The organism is Stenotrophomonas lactitubi (assembly GCF_002803515.1).
In the GTDB taxonomy this organism is placed as follows: Bacteria; Pseudomonadota; Gammaproteobacteria; order Xanthomonadales; family Xanthomonadaceae; genus Stenotrophomonas; species Stenotrophomonas lactitubi.
This window is the reverse complement of the sequence record NZ_PHQX01000001.1, coordinates 2,081,744-2,099,084: the sequence shown is the minus strand read 5'-3', so window position 1 is coordinate 2,099,084 and position 17,341 is coordinate 2,081,744. Positions and strand designations below refer to the sequence as shown.

The 17,341-nt window shown below is 66.4% G+C and carries 13 protein-coding genes; 5 read left to right on the top strand and 8 right to left on the bottom strand.

Annotation, left to right across the window (positions count from 1 at the left end):
- Positions 1-56: 56 nt before the first annotated feature.
- From CR156_RS09855 to CR156_RS09830, 6 genes are all read right to left on the bottom strand, one after another.
- Entirely contained in the window at positions 57-1,541 is a 1,485-nt protein-coding gene (locus tag CR156_RS09855) for an esterase-like activity of phytase family protein (protein ID WP_100552718.1), read from the bottom strand.
- A 22-nt stretch (positions 1,542-1,563) separates the two neighbouring features.
- Positions 1,564-3,864, bottom strand: a complete 2,301-nt coding sequence (locus CR156_RS09850) for a TonB-dependent receptor (protein WP_100552717.1) — start codon at positions 3,862-3,864, stop codon at positions 1,564-1,566.
- Between the two features lie 374 nt (positions 3,865-4,238).
- A complete protein-coding gene (locus tag CR156_RS09845; protein WP_100552716.1) occupies positions 4,239-4,709 on the bottom strand; it encodes a DUF2894 domain-containing protein in 471 nt (156 codons plus the stop codon).
- Entirely contained in the window at positions 4,606-5,265 is a 660-nt protein-coding gene (locus tag CR156_RS09840; protein ID WP_100552715.1) for an OmpA family protein, read from the bottom strand. Before CR156_RS09840 ends, CR156_RS09845 begins: the two co-directional genes overlap by 104 nt.
- Positions 5,262-7,526 carry a DUF802 domain-containing protein gene (locus tag CR156_RS09835; protein WP_100552714.1) on the bottom strand — a complete coding sequence of 755 codons (2,265 nt, stop codon included), beginning with the start codon at positions 7,524-7,526 and terminating at the stop codon, positions 5,262-5,264. The genes CR156_RS09840 and CR156_RS09835 overlap by 4 nt, the downstream gene beginning before the upstream one ends.
- Before the next feature lie 10 nt (positions 7,527-7,536).
- Positions 7,537-8,190: a DUF3348 family protein gene (locus CR156_RS09830; protein ID WP_100552713.1), complete on the bottom strand. Its 654-nt coding sequence runs from the start codon at positions 8,188-8,190 to the stop codon at positions 7,537-7,539.
- 144 nt (positions 8,191-8,334) lie between these two features.
- Between CR156_RS09830 and CR156_RS09825 the strand changes: the two genes are divergently transcribed.
- A complete protein-coding gene (locus CR156_RS09825; RefSeq protein WP_100552712.1) occupies positions 8,335-9,252 on the top strand; it encodes a M14 family metallopeptidase in 918 nt (305 codons plus the stop codon).
- A gap of 118 nt (positions 9,253-9,370) precedes the next feature.
- On the opposite strand, the gene CR156_RS09820 is transcribed toward CR156_RS09825, so the two are convergent.
- A complete protein-coding gene (locus CR156_RS09820) occupies positions 9,371-14,443 on the bottom strand; it encodes a putative Ig domain-containing protein (RefSeq protein ID WP_165780983.1) in 5,073 nt (1,690 codons plus the stop codon).
- A 296-nt stretch (positions 14,444-14,739) separates the two neighbouring features.
- Here CR156_RS09820 and CR156_RS09815 point away from each other — a divergent pair, with 296 nt between their 5' ends.
- From CR156_RS09815 to CR156_RS09800, 4 genes are read left to right on the top strand one after another with little or no spacing between them, the layout of a single operon-like run.
- Positions 14,740-15,264 (top strand): phage tail protein, encoded by a 525-nt coding sequence (locus CR156_RS09815; protein WP_100552710.1) that lies wholly within the window; start codon positions 14,740-14,742, stop codon positions 15,262-15,264.
- Between the two features lie 30 nt (positions 15,265-15,294).
- The gene (locus tag CR156_RS09810; RefSeq protein WP_100552709.1) at positions 15,295-15,825 is read left to right on the top strand and encodes a phage tail protein; all 531 of its coding nucleotides are present in this window, start codon (positions 15,295-15,297) and stop codon (positions 15,823-15,825) included.
- 37 nt (positions 15,826-15,862) lie between these two features.
- Positions 15,863-16,396 carry a phage tail protein gene (locus CR156_RS09805; RefSeq protein WP_100552708.1) on the top strand — a complete coding sequence of 178 codons (534 nt, stop codon included), beginning with the start codon at positions 15,863-15,865 and terminating at the stop codon, positions 16,394-16,396.
- 13 nt (positions 16,397-16,409) lie between these two features.
- Positions 16,410-16,949 (top strand): GNAT family N-acetyltransferase, encoded by a 540-nt coding sequence (locus tag CR156_RS09800; protein WP_165780982.1) that lies wholly within the window; start codon positions 16,410-16,412, stop codon positions 16,947-16,949.
- A 43-nt stretch (positions 16,950-16,992) separates the two neighbouring features.
- On the opposite strand, the gene CR156_RS09795 is transcribed toward CR156_RS09800, so the two are convergent.
- A complete protein-coding gene (locus CR156_RS09795; RefSeq protein ID WP_100552706.1) occupies positions 16,993-17,289 on the bottom strand; it encodes a DUF6916 family protein in 297 nt (98 codons plus the stop codon).
- Between the last annotated feature and the right edge of the window lie 52 nt (positions 17,290-17,341).

Below are 17,341 nucleotides of genomic sequence, written 5' to 3'. Positions count from 1 at the left end.
TCAATGCGGGAACATTCCGTGCAGCGCAGCCGAGCATGGGCTCGGCTCTACAGAATCTATCGTGGCGTGACGGGTAGTGGCTGCGGCAGGGTGAGCCGATACACCAGTACCCGGTTGTCGTTGTCGTACGCGCTGTCGCAGTGCTCGCCCTGCATGCGGCAGCTGCGGGCGATGAAGTCGTTGTCGTTGCCGATCAGCAGCAGTACGTCGTTCGGGTGCTCTGGATCAAGCGCCGGCAACACGTCCATCGCCTCCCATTTCTCCGACAGCAGTCCCGGGTGGGGGCCGCGCCCTGTATCCAGGTCCAGCCCGGCCCGGGCCAGTTGTGGCCGGTCGAGCAGGTTCAGCACCTCTTTGACGTTGGCGGGAACGATACCGGTCTTCAAGATCGCATCAGCCGGGTCGGCCAGCACCGATGCCGTGCCGTTCTCATATTCCGTATCCACCAGATTGGACGCCTGCGCCACGTTCACCAGCAGCACTGATTTATAGACGATCGGGTCGTCGCCATCCTTGCCCAGTCCATTGCCATCGCGCGCCAGCATCAGGAAACGCTCGTTGTCCAACGCACGCAGCTCGCTCTGTGCAGCAGTACGGTCCAGCTTGCCCTTGCCGTCATGGGCATAGGCGGGCAGGATCATCACGTGATGGCCGACCGGTTGCGTCGGCGTCGGGTTGGTGGACACGTCGTAGACCAGCACGCGGGTATTGATGCGGCCAGCGGCATTGCCCGGCGCGCTGTCCTGGATCAAGGCGCTCTGCAGGGCAACAACCAGCCGTGTGCCGTCGGGCGACAGGCTCATGCCTTCCACGCCCTGGTTGTTGCGGCGCCCGGTCTGCGGTGGGGTCAACGATCCAAAGGCAGGCTTGCCATCACGTTGTGGCCGGATCGCCAGCGGCGGCACGATCACTCCCTGCAGCTGGCCCTGTGCATCGAAGTAGTAGACGTTGGCGGTGTACTCGTCGCCGATGTAGAAGTGGCCGTCGGCAGTGAACTGCAGCGATTCGGCATCGAGTGCGACCTTGCCGGCCCCCGGGCCCACGGCGGGCGAGGGCAGCACCACGCCACGTTGGTTGATCGTGTGATCACCGGGGTCGGCACCGGTGAAGGGATGGCCGTTGTAGTCCTTCAGCACCAGGCCCTTGTCGGGCGTCATCGTCACCACGCCGAAGCCCTTGGACGTCCCCTGCGGCCAATCGATGCGCAGCTTCATGCGTTCCAGGCGGCCGGCATAGTCGTAGAACAGGCCGGCCTCCGGATCGTTGCGGCCGCGGTCGGGCAGCGTCCACAGCACCCCCTCGTAACCCCGCGCGGTGCGTCGCCACGTACCCGGCTGCACCGCCAACGACGAGAACGAGCCCAGCGTATCGCCGAGGAAGTCCACGGTGCCGGCCGGCAATCGCCCGGCGGCGACCAATCCCTTGTCCACGTAGGTGAAGCTGCCCACGTCCACCGCGCGTGGTGGCATGCCGCGGGCTTCATGCGGGGCGTTGTAGCCGCTGACCGAGAGCGCGGCCAACAGCAGGGCAGTAGCGGACATGGATGGACTCCTCGGCCGGTGATCAGAAGCGGATGTCGATGGTACCGAACACCTGGCGCGGTGCCGACGCATGGAACACATACAGCTTGCCCGACGGGTCGCTGGGTGCGAACACACTCGAATCCAGGTTGCTGGCGTAGCGCTTGTCGCCCAGGTTGGTGACGTTCAGCGACAGGCGCATGCCCTTTGCGAAGCCGACCTGGCCGAAATCGTAGCCGCCGGCCAGGTCGAACACGGTGAAGCCGCCGAAGCCCTGGTCGTTGGTATAGGTGTAGAAGCGCTCGCCGGTGTACTTGCCGCGCAGACTGGCGAACCAGCCGTTGTCGCGCCACGTGATCTCGGTGGCCAGCAGCTGCTTGGGCGTGTCGGTCTGGATCTTGCCCTTGATCTGCTGCTCGACGCCAGCCTGGATGTAGTTGGAGGCATACGTCGAGCGGTTCAGCGATGCCGAGGTGTACCAGCTGAAGTGCTCGTTCGGTGTCCACAGCACGGTCAGTTCGGCACCGCGGCTGTCGACGCCGCCGACGTTGTAGAAGCGGTTGCCGCAGGTCGGTCCGACCGCCTGCCGCGAGTCGCAGGGGTTGTACTGCAGCAGACGGTTGTCGAAGCGCACGCTGTAGGCAGCAACCGATGCCTGCAGCGTGTCGGTGACGAAGCGGTAGCCCGCCTCCAGCGAACGTGATTCTTCCGGCTTCAGGTTGCCCTGCGCGTTCCAGGTGGCCTGGCTGACCGCCTGCGGGCCGAGTTTGAAGCCGCCCTGGAACATGGCGATGTTCTCGGCGTAGCTGGCGAACACTTCGTGATGCTCGCTGAGGCGGAAGTTGGCGCCAACGCTGGGCAGGAAGTTCTTGCTGGCCTTCAGCGAACCGGTGGCGAACTGGTTGTTCGAGCTTGGCGAGATCGGTGTCTTCGCATCGCCGGGCAGTGCCTGCGCGTCGGAGGTGGCATGCGGACTCTTGGCGCCGAATTCCAGGGTCAAACGGTCGTCAAGCAGGCGCCAGGTGTCCTTCAGGAAGAACTGGTGGGTTTTCCAACGCGTGCGCTGGGCGAACACACCCACATCCGAGGGCAGGGTGTTCATGCCGCTGAGGTCACGTGGTCCGTCCACCGCAGTCTGGTAGCGTTCGGCGCTGCTGGTGTTGCGTTCGTACCAGACGCCACCTTCGATGCGGTGCGCACCCAGTTCCCAATCGAACGACAGCGTGCCGCCATCGCGATCGATGGTGTAGATGGTGTTGCGGAAGATGATCGGGATTTCCTGCGCAGTGCCCTTGTTCGACCAGGCGCCGCTGTTCCAGTTGTGGCCTTCGCCGCGATCGTCGTGGTGGTAGGCCAGCGCCCGCAGGGTGAAGCCGTCGGCGAGGAAGAAGTCGCCGGCCAGGTAGTACAGGTTGTCATCGCGCAGGATCTGCCCGGCGGTGAAGGCGCCGTCGGCGTCCTTGTCAGGACCGCTGTTGTCGCACTTCTTCGCGTTGAGGCTGGCGGTGTTGCAGTAGGCCTTGGCCACGGCCTTGTTCCAGTCCGGTGCGTAGCCGCCCCAGTCCCAGCCCAGGCCGCGGGACATCTCGTCCTTCGAAAGGTAGAAGTAGTCGGCCTGGCTGGTGCGCGAGGTGTCGACGAAGCCGGTGATCTGGCCGCTGCCGAAGTTCCACACGCCCTTGGCGTTGAACTGTTTGGTGGTGGACTTGTTGTAGGCGGTCTGGTCGTTCCACAGGTCCGAGACCGCGTTCATGCCCGACACGTAGCCGGAGAATCCGTTGTATTCGCCGCTGTCCACGCGCACGAAGGTGCGGCGGTTGGCATCGCTGCCGAAGGTCTGCACCACGCGGCCGCCCAGTTCCTGCGCCGGTCGGTCGGAGGTATAGGAAATGGTGCCGCCGAGGTTGCTGGTGGACGGCGTGCCGAGGCTGCCGATGCCCACCGCGAGTTCGGCGCCTGCCATGTTCTCGCTGATCAGCGCACGGTTGATGGTCAGGCCGTTGTAGTTGTTGTACGCGCCATCGCCCAGCGGCACGCCGTCCAGTGTGTAGCCCAGGCGGGTGGCGTTGAAGCCGCGCAGGCTGAGGGTCATCGACTGTTCGTTGGTACCCAGCGCATCGGCCGACTGCGCGTTGACGCCGGGCAGCAGGTTCAGCGTTTTCTGCAGGCTGGTGCCTGGCGGCAGGATGTCCAGGTTCTCGCGGGTGATGCGCTGCACCTGGCGCGCCTCGCCACTGCCGATGACTGAAACGGCATCGAGGTCGGTGGCCGACGGCGCCTGCTGCGCCCATGCGGTTGGCGCAAGGGCAAGGGACAACGCAGCAGCCAACAGGGTCTTGGTCATGGAGCAGGCACTCAGGCAGGCGCGAGCCGCCGCATGGAAGCGGAGCTCAGGCAGATGAAAGGGGAAACACGCGATGCGATCACAGACACCGGAGGCGTCGTTCGATCAACGTGAAAATGGTGCGCTAGACAGATGACTGTCTGGTGACATGGTCATCTGTGCTTGCGACTGGGCCGGGTGGCGGCACTGCTTTGAACGTTGGAACGACCGGCGCACTGCTGTGGTAGATGCCAACCTTGGTTGGCATGCGCAGCGTCGAATGGACGCTGCGCTACCCGGTTTGTGGAGCGCCAACCAAGGTTGGCGTCTACCAGGAGCGCGGATCAGGATCGTCGTTTCCAGAAGCGCCGATCGAGGTCGGCGTCAACGCGTGCTCAATCCGCCTTGCGTGGCTTGCGTGTGCGTTTCGGCTTTGCGGTATCCGCAACGCTGGCTGCACCATCCTGCAACGCCTGCAGCCACGACAGCGTATCGACGTAGTCGATGAAGTGGCGCAGATACCCGGGGCTGGTTGCCTGCATCGTGTCCAGCATGCGCTGCACCAGCACTGCCGAGTTCAGTGGGCCGCCGTCGGCCGGGGCCTCGGTGCGCAGCGAGCGGCGCACCTGCAGTTCGCTGCGCAGTTCGGACCACTCGCGGCGCACGTCGTCCAGCATCGGCACCTGCGGATAGTGCGCAAGTGCACGCGAGCCGGCATCCAGATCGCGCACCAGCGCACGCAATCCATCCAATGGCGAGGACTCAGCTGCCATCGCCGCTCTTTTCACCCGGCGCAGCAGCCTTGGGCTTGGGAATCGGCGCGATCTCCACGCGGCGGTTGCGCGCGCGGCCCTCTTCGTTGGCATTGGAGCTGACCGGCTGCTCGCTGCCGAACGCAGCGGCGAACACCGCATCGGCCGGTACGCCGTCCGCGATCAGGGTCCGGGTCACCGTCAGCGAGCGCTGTGCGGACAGCTCCCAGTTGTCGGCGAAGCGGCGGTTGCCTTCGCGCACCGGCGCGTCATCGGTGAAGCCGCTGACCATCAGGATTTCTTCGCGCGAACCCAGGTACGCCGCCAACGGCGCGGCCAGGCTGCGCAGCAGTTCCTGGCCTTCCGGCTGCAGCTGGTCGGAGTTCAGCGCGAACAGCACGCTGCCGCTGATGCCGATGCGACCATCCACCAGCGTCACCCGGCCGGCGGCGAGCGGGCCAGCCAACGCCTGTTCCAGCGTCTGCAGGCGCTTGGCCTCGGCCTGGCGCTGCTTGACCTCCTGGTCCAGCCGTTGTGACAGCTCCAGCTGCACCGCAACCACGCCGACCAGGATCAGCACGAACGCGCCCAGCAGCACCGACATCAGATCGCCGAATGCCGCCCAGATCGGGGCGTGCGAGCCGCCGTCGACCTCCAGCTCGTCGCTCATGCGCTGCCGGCCTTGCCGCGGCGCGCGGCCAGCTGCTGCAGTTCTTCCATCACCTGCTTCTGCGACAGCAGGCTGAGGTCGACCACCTCGCGCGCCTGTGCCACGTAGTACGCCAGCTGCTCATCGCTGCGCGCCAGCGAGGCATCCAACGCCCCGCCGATCTGCTCCAGGCGTCCCGACAGCTCCGCCGAGGCAGTGCCGAACTGCTCGACCGCAGAACCGAAGGTGCCGGCCAGCTGACCTACCTCACCGGCACTGCCGTTGAGCAGGGTGGCGATGCCATCGAGCTTGCCGGTCTCGGCGGCGATGTGGTCGGTGAAGCGGTTGCCGACGCGTTCCAGCAGTTCAGCTGAACCACCGACCAACGCGTCCACGGCCGTGCGCTGCTCGTGCGAGGCGTGGTTGATCGCCTCCAGCAGGGTCTGCACGGTGGCCAGCAGGTGGCCACGCTCCTCCAGCATCGCGTTGTCGCGCACCAGGCTTTCGGACAGGGTGCTGCGCAGTTCGTTGATGACCTCGGCCGCGGCCTTCGGCGCCTCGGCCGCGGTCTGCAGCAGGGTGGATACTTCGGCCAGCGTGGCGCTGGCCTGTGCGCGGCCGTTCTCGCCGATCTGCTGCGCGGTCTGCGCCAGCGTGTCGCACACCTGCTGCTGCTGCGCGGACAAGCGTTCGCCATTGGCCTGCAGGCGCTCGGCCAGCTCGGTCGAAACGCTCTGCAACGCCTCGCTCCAGCGCTGCAGGCGCTGTTCGTCAGCGGCCACCAGCTGAGCCTGCAATGCGGCATGCGCCTGCTGCAGCTCGGTACTCACCGCGTCCCAACGCAGCTGGCGCTGCTGTTCGCGTGCATCCAGGCCCGCCTGCAGTTCGGCGTGCGCCGTGGCGGTGGCGGCCTGTGCAGCCTGCCAGTCCTGCAGGCGCTGTTGTTCGTGGTCCTGCAGCAGCGACTGGCCGGCGGCGTGGCGCTCATCCAGCGCCTGCAGCAGCGTCTGCGCACGTTCGTCCAGATGGCTGCTGGCACGCTGCAGTACCTGCTGCTGACGCTCGACCAGTTCACTGTTCAACGCATGCTGCTGTTCGGCAGCGGCATGCCAGGCGTCGGCGTTGGCGCTGGCGTCGGCCTGCAGGCGCTCGCCGATGCGCACCACCAGCGCTTCACTCTGTGCGCTTTGGCCTTCGCTGAAGGCCTGCAGATGCTGGCGCAGTTCAGACACCAGTGTCTGCTGCGCGCCGGTCTGCTCAGCCACGACGTTGGCCCAGCTGGCCTCGGTGGCCAGGCGGCTGCGCTCGAAGCCCTCTGTCAGGCCCTTCAACTGCTGCTGCACCGCGTGTTCGACGCGCGAATGCAGCGCCTGGCCGTGACTGGCCAGACCAGCCAGCGTGGTTTCGGCCATCGGTTGCAGCGCGCCCCCGATGGCGGCGGCACTGGCTTCGGCACCTTCGCGCAGCGACTGCTGCAGCGAGGTGGCCAGGCGCTCCTGCAACGCCTGGCTCTGCGTAAGGAATTCGGCCTGACCGGCCAGCAGGCGCTCATTGGCGGCCGCGCTGTGCTGTTCGAAGGTGCTGGTCATCGCGTGCAGGCGATCGACCAGCGCAGGCAGCGCTGCGGACTGCGACTGCAGCAGGCGCAGCGACTCGGCACGCTGCCAGGCTTGCGAATACGGATGCAGGTCAGTGGCGATGGCGCGGTCCAGCTGCTGCACCACCTGCAGGCGGTCGCGGCGCAGCAGCGCCGACAACAGGCCCAGCATGGCCGAACTGGCGACACCGGCGATGGACGTGCCGAACGCCACCGCCAGGCCCTGCACTGGCGAGGCCAGCGAGCCGCGGATGGCGGCCATGTCGGTAGCGCTCTGCAGGGCCAGGCCCGTGCCGCGCAGGGTGTCCATCATGCCCAGCAGCGTGCCGAGCATGCCCAGCAGCACCAGCAGGCCCACCAGATAGGGGGTCAGCACCGGCGAGGGCAGGGCGGTGCGCTCGCCTTCCACGCGCAGTCGCACGGCGTTGCGCAGGCTCAGCGGCACACGCTCCAGCCACGGCGCCAGGCTGTCCTTGGCCAGCGAAACGTCATTCAGCGCGGCGCGCAGGCCATTGCTGGCCTGCCGGTAGCGGTACAGCTCCACGCCACCGGCGATGTAGCAGGCCGCAATGATCGCTGCCACGGCCGCACCCAGCGGGTGAACCGAGACATAGCCGACACCGATCCAGCACACGGCCAGCAGGCCAGCAAGGAAGACAAGGACGTGGAAAACAGTTCTGGACATGGTGTTCCGGTCAGTGTGAGCGCAGGGCGGCAAGCAGCCCCTGGATCGGGTGGAAGCGCAGTTGCAGCTCGGCGAGCAGCAGCGTGCGCATGTCGTGGCGGAAGGACGCGCGCCAGCCGGGCTGGCCGTGCACGCGTTCGAATCGGGCACCCAGCACTGCTGGGGCGGTGGCGAGCAGGCTGTGCTCGCGCGGGCTTAAGGTCTGTTCCATCACCGCATCGACCTCGGCCAGCCGCGCCAGCTCCGGTGATGCCAGCACCAGCTGGTCACGCAGGCGGCCGCGCAGGCGGCCGGTGGCGGTCTGGATGGCCTGCTGCAGCACGCGGTAGCGCTGCCGCAGCGAAGCGAAGTTGGGTGCCGCAGCGGCCTCGGCCAGGTCCAGCAGGCGCTCGGCCTCGGCATCCTCGCTCAGCGAGGCCAACAGGCTCGCTTCGGCCTGGGCGCAGTCGGCCAGCAGATCATCCAGCGCTTCGGCGGCCTCGGCCGGTTCAGCCAGGCGGTCATCCAGCGCCCCCGCAAGGGCCACGGCACGGCTCCAATCCACCCACTGGCCGAGGCGATCGGTCAGGGCGGGACTGGAGGCCGGCATCGCGCCGTCGCTGAGACGGGCGAGCAGACGGAGGAAGTCCGGTCCACCCAGGACCGGCTGCGCTGCGTTCGCCATCAAGGGGGTGGGGGCCAAAAACCGTTGATTTTACAACCAGATGAGGGCGGCCGTATGAAGGCGGGGCGCGGGGGCAGCAACGATCGGGCCACAGGGCTTAAAATGGTCGGCTGTACCACCGTACCCCGACTTCTGGAGCTTGAGATGACCGTTGCGCAGTTCTACCCGATCGGCACCCCCGGACAGCCCTGGGGCGACGTCGAACGAGCGCAGTGGCGGGCCCGCCAGCAGCGGCAGCGCAGCTACCACGAAGACGTGGTGGCCGCGCTGGAACGGCTGGACGAGCGCTTCGACGTGGTCCAGTACGGCCAGCTGGACTACGCCCCGGACCACTACCCGCTGTTTGCGGTGGTGAACCACGACTGGAACCCGGCTCTGCCCACCGCGCTGGTCACCGGCGGCGTGCATGGCTATGAAACCAGCGGCGTGCATGGCGCCCTGCAGTTCCTGGAACAGCATGCCGAGCGTTACCTGGGCCGCTTCAACCTGATCGTGGCCCCGTGCGTGAGCCCGTGGGGCTACGAGCGCATCCAGCGCTGGAATCCCAATGCCATCGACCCCAACCGTAGTTTCCGTGACGGCGGCCTGATCGAAGAAGCCGCCTCGTTGATGCGCTGGGTGGCCGAACGCAAGGCCAACATCCGGGTCCACCTGGACCTGCACGAAACCACCGACAGCGACCTGCACGAGTTCGACCCGGCCCGTTGCGCCCGCGACGGCAAGCCGTTCGAGCGCGACACCATTCCCGATGGCTTCTACGTGATCGGCAACAGCGAAGACCCGCAGCACGAATTCCAAAAGGCACTGATCGCCGCGGTGGCCCCGATCACCCACATTGCCCCGGCCGACGCCGAAGGCAATCTGGTGGGCATGCCGCTGCAGTCGCCGGGCGTGGTGTGGGGCGAGTCGCGTTCCATCGGTGCTTGTGCCGGCTTCACCGATGCGCTGTATGCCACCACCACCGAGGTGTACCCGGACAGCCCGCGCACCAATCCGCAGGAATGCAACGACGCCCAGGTGGCGGCGGTGTGTGCGGGGTTGGATTTCGCCCTGGCCAATTGAGGGCTGTGCCGTAGCGCCGGGCCCATGCCCGGCCGGCTTTATCGGCGGCAGGATCAGCCGGTGCCTTCGACATGCACGACCGGCGGGAGGGTGGGGCGCGTCGCCGCGCCCCACGTGATCAGTACTTCTTTTCCAGGTTCAGCTGCACACCGTGGTCGGTGTCTTCGCTGCTGCCGAACAGGCCGCGGTACTCGATCCGCAGGCTGAGGTCGCGCTCGGTCTGCAGCACCGCCCCCAGACCGAACACGAACCGGTTGCGCTTGAGCCCGTCGATTTCGCCGCGGTAGAACGGACCGCCCGGCAGATCGGCGTAGCCCATCGTCACCGAGCTGGCGTCCTGGAAGTCGTGCTGGTACTCGAACCGCACCTGTGGCGACAGCGTGCCGAAGCGGACCGGGAAGCGATAGTCCATGTGCACGCCCAGGCTGGCGGTGGTGGTATCCACATCCTGGTCCTCGTAGCGCAGGGCGTAGATGGCGTCGCCGCGTTCGGTATAGCCGTTCAATGTGGCGCGGGCCAGATCCAGGCGCGCGTACGGGCTCACCGACAACCGGTCGCGCTGGTAGTCGCCACCGACCGACAGCGAGGCGAACCACTGCTTGCCGTCGCGGTCACCTTGCACCATCGCGCCATTGGCAGTCACGTAGCGGCGCGAATCGAACGACAGCAACTGATAACCCAGCAGGCCATCAACGAAGAAGTACTGGCCCGGGTGATAGCTGGCGTACGCAGCCAGGGTGTAGCTCTCGCCGTGGCTGCGGGTGTCGTTGTGACCGACGTCGGTAGTGTCGCGGCCGTAGCCGATACCGGCGCCGAAGGCGAACGACTGGTTCACGCGGGTATCGGCACCAGCACTGATGCCGCTGGTCTGGAAGTCGAAGCCGGCGCTGCCCGAGCGACCATCGCGATCACCGCTGTTGATCGAACCGCCGGTCCACAGGGTCAGGGCGCCGTTATCGCCATTGCCGCTACGTTTGCCGCGATCCCCGCCGACGGGCGCGACAGCAACGTCGTCCCTCAGAACAGATTCGTCCAGCGCGGTGACCTGGCGGCAATCGCCGCCGGGCATGCGTCGCACTTCATCCTGGCAGCGACGGTCGCGGTCGACGCCGAAGCTCAGCCCGTTCTCGAAGCGTGTGCCTCTGCCGGCACCATGCAGGCCTTCCATGCGGCGCTGGAAGTTGCCGATCTGCGCAGTGGCGAAGCGACGGGTGGAAGCGGTCTGCGCGCCCAGCAGGCCCATCACTTCCGCGTCCAGGGTCGGGTCCGGTCGGCCGATCACATCAAAGTCGATGGTCGCCGGCGCCGAGGTCGCGAATGCGTTTGCCAACGTGAAGGTGGCCGTGGCGGTACCGGCGAACGTAGCCGCCGGGATGAAGGTCAGGCGATAGCCCGCGCTGGCGCCGCTACCGGACGGTGCGATGGTGGCAGTGCCGGCAGTGGCCGGTGACAGCGACACCAGGGTGGCTGCGGTGAACGGGCCTCCGGTGGCGTCGGTCGTCAGCTCGACCACCGCCGCAACACCCGCATTTGCACTGACCCGACGCGAGACCGCCACAGGCACCTGGTTGATGGTGATCGTGGTGGTGATCGGAGCCGAAGCGCCATAGGCGTTGTTCAATGTGTAGACGATGCTCGCGGTGCCCGAGGCGGTGACCAGCGGCGTGTAGGTGATGTTGGTACCGGTCACCGTCGTGGTGCCGGTGGCCGGCTGCGTCACCAGGGTCACACCGGTGAACGGACCGCCGGTGGCACCCACCGTGGTGTCGATGGTCACCGGCTGCCCTGCCACGGTGGCGACAGCCGCGCGCGGCTGCCCCGCAGGCACCGGCAGCGCGTTGACGGTGATCGACACCGTGGCCGGGGCCGAGGTGCCACCTGGGCCGGTGGCGGTGTAGGTGAAGCTGTCCGCGCCGAAGTAGGTGCCTGTTGGTGTGTAGACAACCGTCACGCCGCTGACGGTGGCGGTGCCATGTGCCGGCGCGCCTGCCACGGCGATCGAGGTGATCACTCCGCCGTCGTTCGCCGTTACCGGAATCGTCACCGGTTGCTGCGATGGCGTGGTGGCGCTGTCATCCACTGCCACCGGTACCGCGTCAGCGATGACGACGCTGTAGCTCTGGGTGGCGTTGTAGCCGGCGTCGTCGGTGGAACGCACCACTGCGGTATAGCTGCCGGCCGTGGTCGGCGTACCGCTGAACACACCCGCCGAACTGAAGGCAATGCCCGGGGGCAGGGTGCCGGAGGCGATCGCATAGGTATACGGCGCGATGCCACCGCTGCTGCTCAGGCTCTGCGAATAGGCCGTGCCCACCGTGCCGCTGGGCAGGGTGGCGGGTGTCAGTACCACGGTCGCCGGAGTGATCGTGAAGGTGTACACGCGGCTGGCGGTCTGGCCGTTGGAATCGGTGGAACCCAATGTGATGCTGAAGTTGCCATCCGATCGGGGGATGCCGGCCAGTGCGCCAGCGGAGGTGAAGGACATGCCGATCGGCAGCGCACCACTGAGCAGCGCGTAGCTGTAGGGGGCTATACCGCCGCTGGAACTCAACTGCGCGTTGTAGGCCACCCCTGCGCTGCCGTTGGGCAGGCTGGGCGGATCGATGGCGATTGCCGGCGTGGCAACGACGATGGTGTAGTTCTGCTGCAGCGAGAACGGCGCTCCCGCGCCGGTGCTGGAGTCGGTGGTGCGCACGGCGATGTTGTAGTTGCCAGGGACGGTCGGCGTACCGCTGAGCACACCGGCCGACGTCAGGGTGACCCCCACCGGCAGCGAGCCGGCGACCAGTGCGTAGCTGTACGGCGCGATGCCGCCGCTGCTGGCGAAATTGATGGTGGTGGCCACGCCGTAGTTCATCGGCAGGTTGCCCGGCGCCGGGGTCATGCTCAGGGTCGGCGCACCAACGGTCAGCGTGAAGCCCTGGCCGGTGGTGAACGGACCGTTGCCGGAGCTGCTGTCGGTTGCACTGGCGACGAGGCTGAAGCTGCCCGCCGCGCTCACCGTGCCGCTTACGGTCACGCTGTTGGCGGTGGTGCCGCTGATGCCCACACCCGCTGGCAGGCCAGTGACAGTGAATCCGCTATAGGGTGCGGTTCCACCATTCCAGGTGAACGTCTGGCTGTAACTTGCGCCGACCTGGGCGCTCATCGGGCCGCCCGCAGTCACGGTGATGGTCGGATTGCCGACCGTGATGCTGACCGTTGCGGGCGCCGAGGTGCCGGCAGTGTTTGTTGCGGTGTAGGTAAAGCTGTCCGGGCCCGCGTAACCCGCGGTGGGCTGGTAGGTGACGGTGGTGCCGCTGGCGACGGCACTGCCGTGAGCCGCCGCAGTGCCGATGGCCACCGAGGTCGGCACGCCGCCGGTGATGTTCAGCGTGATCGGATTGGCGCTGCTGTTGTAGGCCACGGTCGCCGACACCGGGTTGGCAACCGGCGGACTGTTGATGATCTGTAGCGAATAGCCACGTGGCGCCGAGCTGTAGGGCCCGCTGCCGGTGCTGCTGTCGGTGGCGGTTACCGCGAAATTGGAGATGCCCGCTGATGTGGGGGTGCCCGACAGGGCTCCCGTGCTGGCGTTCAGCGCGATGCCCGCCGGCAAACTGCCCGCAGTGATCGCATAGGTGTACGACGAGGTGCCGCCGCTGGCGGGATTGAGCGCAGCGCTGTACGCCACGCCCTCGGTGCCATTGGCCAGAGTGGTGGCCGGCAGCAGGACCGTTGCCGGAAGGAACGTCGTCGAATAGGCACGCGAGCCGGTGTGCGGCGCGCCGGCGCCGGTGCTGCTGCTGGTGGCGGTAACGGTGAAGTTGAAGGTGCCGCCTGCGCTGGGTGTACCGCTGATGACGCCGCTGCTGCCATTGAGTGTCACCCCCGCCGGTAGGGCGCCGGCGGTGATCGCATAGCTGTACGAGGCGATGCCGCCGCTGGCGCTGAAGCTCTGACTGTAGGCTGCGCCGACTGTGCCGCCTGCCAGCGTAGTCGGAGCTATAACGATCACCGGAGGCGCCACCACCAGGGTGTAGGCGTTGGAACCGGTGAAACTATTGGCGTCTGTTGCGGTCACGGTGAAGTTGAAGGTGCCGGCCGCGGTGGGCGTACCGGTCAGTGCGCCGGTGCTGGTGTTGAGGCTCATCCCTGCGGGCAGGGCGCCTGCGGTGATGGCGAAGCCATACTGCGCAGTGCCGCCGCTGGCGCTAAAGGTCTGGCTGTAGGCCACAGCGACGGTTGCACCCGGAACGGTGGCCGGGTTGATCACGATGGTCGGCGGCGCAACCACCTGCAGGGTCACGGATTTGACCTCCGCATAGCTGCCGGTGCCGGTGCTGCTGTCGGCGACGCGGATGCCGAAGGTGTAGCTGCCCTGGGTGGTGGGCGTGCCACTCAGGGTCGCGCCGCTCAGGCTCAGGCCGGGTGGCAGGGTGCCGTTTTCATACGCGAACGTGTAGCCGGGCACGCCACCGCTGGCAGTGAAGGTGACAGAGTAGGGAAGGTTCAGCGCGGCAGACGGCGACGACGGCGCGATGGTAAGCGTCGGGTTGGCTGCCGAACCGCTGAAGCTGCGCACGCCGCTGGCAGAGGCGCTGTCGGTGGCGCGGATGGTGAAGGCGTAGGCGCCGCGCTGGGTCGGCGTACCGCTGATGATGTTTCCGCTCAGGCTCAGCCCCGGCGGAATGGAGCCGCTGTCCAGGCTGTAGGTATAGGGGCCGGTGCCACCACTGGCACTGAGGCTGGTGCTGAAAGGCACGCCCACCGTCAGGTTGACCGCGGGGGTGGCGACGAGGGTGATGGCCGACGCCGGAGCGATCGTTACGGTGACAGTGATGTCACCGCCGAAGTCGTCCTGGATGACGAAGGTATCGGTGGAGGCACTGTCGCCGTTGTGGGTGTAGGTCAGCGGCAGGTTGGCACCCGACTGCAAACCTACCGTGCGGCTGCCGTGCGGAGTTGCTGCCGTGCCTGCGGCGATACCAAAGCCGCCGTGACAGTGGTTGATGTCGATCGTCTGCGAGCCACTGTTGGCCACCGACATGCTCAGCGTCGGGCAGAACGTCGATGAGGCTGCCGTCGCCAACTGCGGCCACAGGCTGCCCGCGCACAACAGCGCGACGATGAACCAGGAGCAGAACGATGAAAAGAAAGCGTGCGAACGCGCACGCGGCGTCTCCACGCGTTGCGCTGATGACTGATGCATGTTCTGCCCCTGTTGGCACCGCACGGGCTCGACCGTCCCCAGGGACATCGAGCCAGAACGGCGAGACCTTACCCCTGTCCGCGGACACCGGGCTGGACCCGGCACCGCACCCCTTGCGAACTGCTGCCAATCATTCAAGCAGGATTCAGCGTGAAAAAGAAAGTGCCTATATATTCATGAATGGTTAATGTTGCATTCGCACAAAGATTTCGCTTGTACGGCGTGTGGAGTGTGAGCGAGAGTAGCGGCGGCAGCGGACATGACGTCCGTGCCACCAACCTTTCGGGGGAAAAGGTATGACCCAGGTATTCCTCGGGCAGATAATGCTCACGGGGTTCGCGTTCGCGCCCAAGGGATTTGCCGTTTGCAACGGACAGTTGCTTTCCATTGCCCAGAATCAGGCGCTGTTTTCTCTGCTGGGGACCATGTACGGCGGTGACGGCAGAACCACGTTCGCCTTGCCCAATCTGCAATCGCGTACCCCGGTGGGCGCCGGCCCTTCGGCGGATGGGGGCTGGAATCCTGCGCCTTACGTCCAAGGGGAAGTGGGCGGCGTGGAGAGCGTTACCCTGCTGCCCACTCAGGTTCCGGCCCACAGCCCGGTGGTCAATGGCACCACCACTGCAGGTACGGCGCGCAATCCTACCGGCGGCCTGTATGGCACCAGCGGCAGTGCAATCTTCGGACCTGCCAACGGCACCCTGGTTCCGCTGAATGGCGTGGGGCCGGGCGGTGGCAACCAGCCGCACGCGAACCTGCAGCCCTACACCGTGATCAATTTCGTGATCGCACTGAACGGCATCTTCCCGTCGCGCAACTGATTCTTCCGAAGCCCATTACAGGAGTTCCCCATGAGCACCCCTTACATCGGAGAAATCCGGATGTTCGGTTTTGCGCGCGTGCCCAACGGCTGGTTCGCATGCGACGGTTCGCTTCAATCGATTGCCGAGTACGAAGTGCTGTACACCTTGATCGGCACCACGTACGGCGGTAACGGCGTCACCACTTTTGGTGTGCCCGACCTGCGCGGCTGCGTGCCGATCCATCAAGGCCGCGGCCCGGGATTGAGCGCCTACGTGATGGGGCAGAAGGCGGGCAACGAAAGTGTCACCCTGCTGCAGACGCAGTTGCCCCAGCATACCCCGTCGCTGATGGCCACCACGGCCTTGGCAACCACCGGTGCGGTTGGCGCTACCGTGCTGCCGGCGGCGCTGTCGGGCGAGACCATGTATGTCACCGATATCACCGGCGCCAATGCTGCGGTCATGTCGCCCAATGCAGTTGTCAGCATGGGTGGCAACCAGCCGCACGACAACCAGATGCCTACGCTCACGGTGCAGTTCTGCATCGCGTGGGCGGGCATCTTCCCGTCGCAGAGCTGAGTCGTCACCCGCGCATACCCGCTTCCAGGACACGACCATGACCGAACCTTTCATCGGCGAAATCCAGATCTTCGGCTTCAACTTCCCGCCACGTGGCTGGGCAAGCTGCAATGGCGTCACCCTGCCGATCCAGCAGAACACTGCGCTGTTTTCGCTGCTGGGCACCCAGTACGGTGGCGACGGACGAACGAATTTCCAGCTGCCCAACTTCGTCAACCGCGCGGCTACCGAACAGGGCCAGGGCCCTGGCCTGACCCCGCACACCATCGGCGAGGCCTATGGCAGCAATTCGGTGACGTTGAACACTGTGGAGATGCCGTCGCACAGCCACTCCCTGACGATCTACAACCAGCCTGACCAGACCAAGCGCACCGGCACCCCGGTCGCGGGCAACTACCTGGGTCTGCCGACCTCAGGTGCACCGTTCGTGCCCAGCGCCACCGCCAACGCACAGTTCAGTCCCAAAATGATCGGTCCGTCTGGCGGCGGCCAGCCCCACGAAAACCGCCAGCCCTACCTCGCGACGAACTTCTGCATCGCGTTGGAGGGGGTGTTCCCCAGCTTTGGCTGACAACATGCAAGCGATGTCGCAGCTCACTTCGTTTCCGGCGGGCCGCAACGACCACCTGGCCGTCCCCGCGCTCCTTGGCGAGCGCGGGTACGCTTTGCGGCCGCTGTGCGACGATGACCTGAGCTGGCTGCGCGAACTGTACGCCAGCACCCGCGCGGAGGAACTGGCGGCAGTGCCTTGGCCCGAAGCGAGCAAGCGCGCGTTTCTGGATAGCCAGTTCGCACTGCAGCACCAGCACTACCAGGCGCACTACAGCGACTCTGATTTCCTGGCCATCGAACGCCACGGCGTGGTGGTGGGCCGTTACTACCTGCAGCGCAGTGCGCCGGATCACCTGATCGTCGATATCTGCTTGTTTCCCGGTGAGCGCGGTCACGGTGTGGCCGCGGCCCTGATTGCTCACAGCCAGGGCGAGGCCGCCGCGCTGGGTCGCGGCGTGACCCTGCACGTGCAGGCTGACAACGTCGCTGCGCAGCGCCTGTACCGGCGTGCGGGCTTTGCCCTGATCCACGATCAAGGCTCGCATCTGCTGCTGCGTTGGGCACCGGGCTGAGCCGGCGACACGCCGCCGCAAGCCTGGCCGCGGGCTCACATTCTCAGTTGAAGATCGCCTGATACAGGAATCCGGCCTGCTCACGCGCTACCGGCACCAAGAATATGCCCACCTCACCGATGTCGTCATGGCGCATCTGATAGATCTGCTGCGGGAACAGGAAGGCCGAGCCGTTGCGGAACAACAGCGAAAACGGCACACGCGCCGCGCCCGGTGGCAGTTGCGATGGATTCAACGCTCGCGCCTCCACAAGCACAAACGGAACCTCGCCGTCGTTGATGACCGCCGAGAAGGTCTGATCGACGTGGCGGGCGAAATGGTCGAGCGTCAGCAATTCCATGCAGGGTTCCCCTAAACCGAACCGCATCGTCGCCGCGCGGTACGCTCGATGC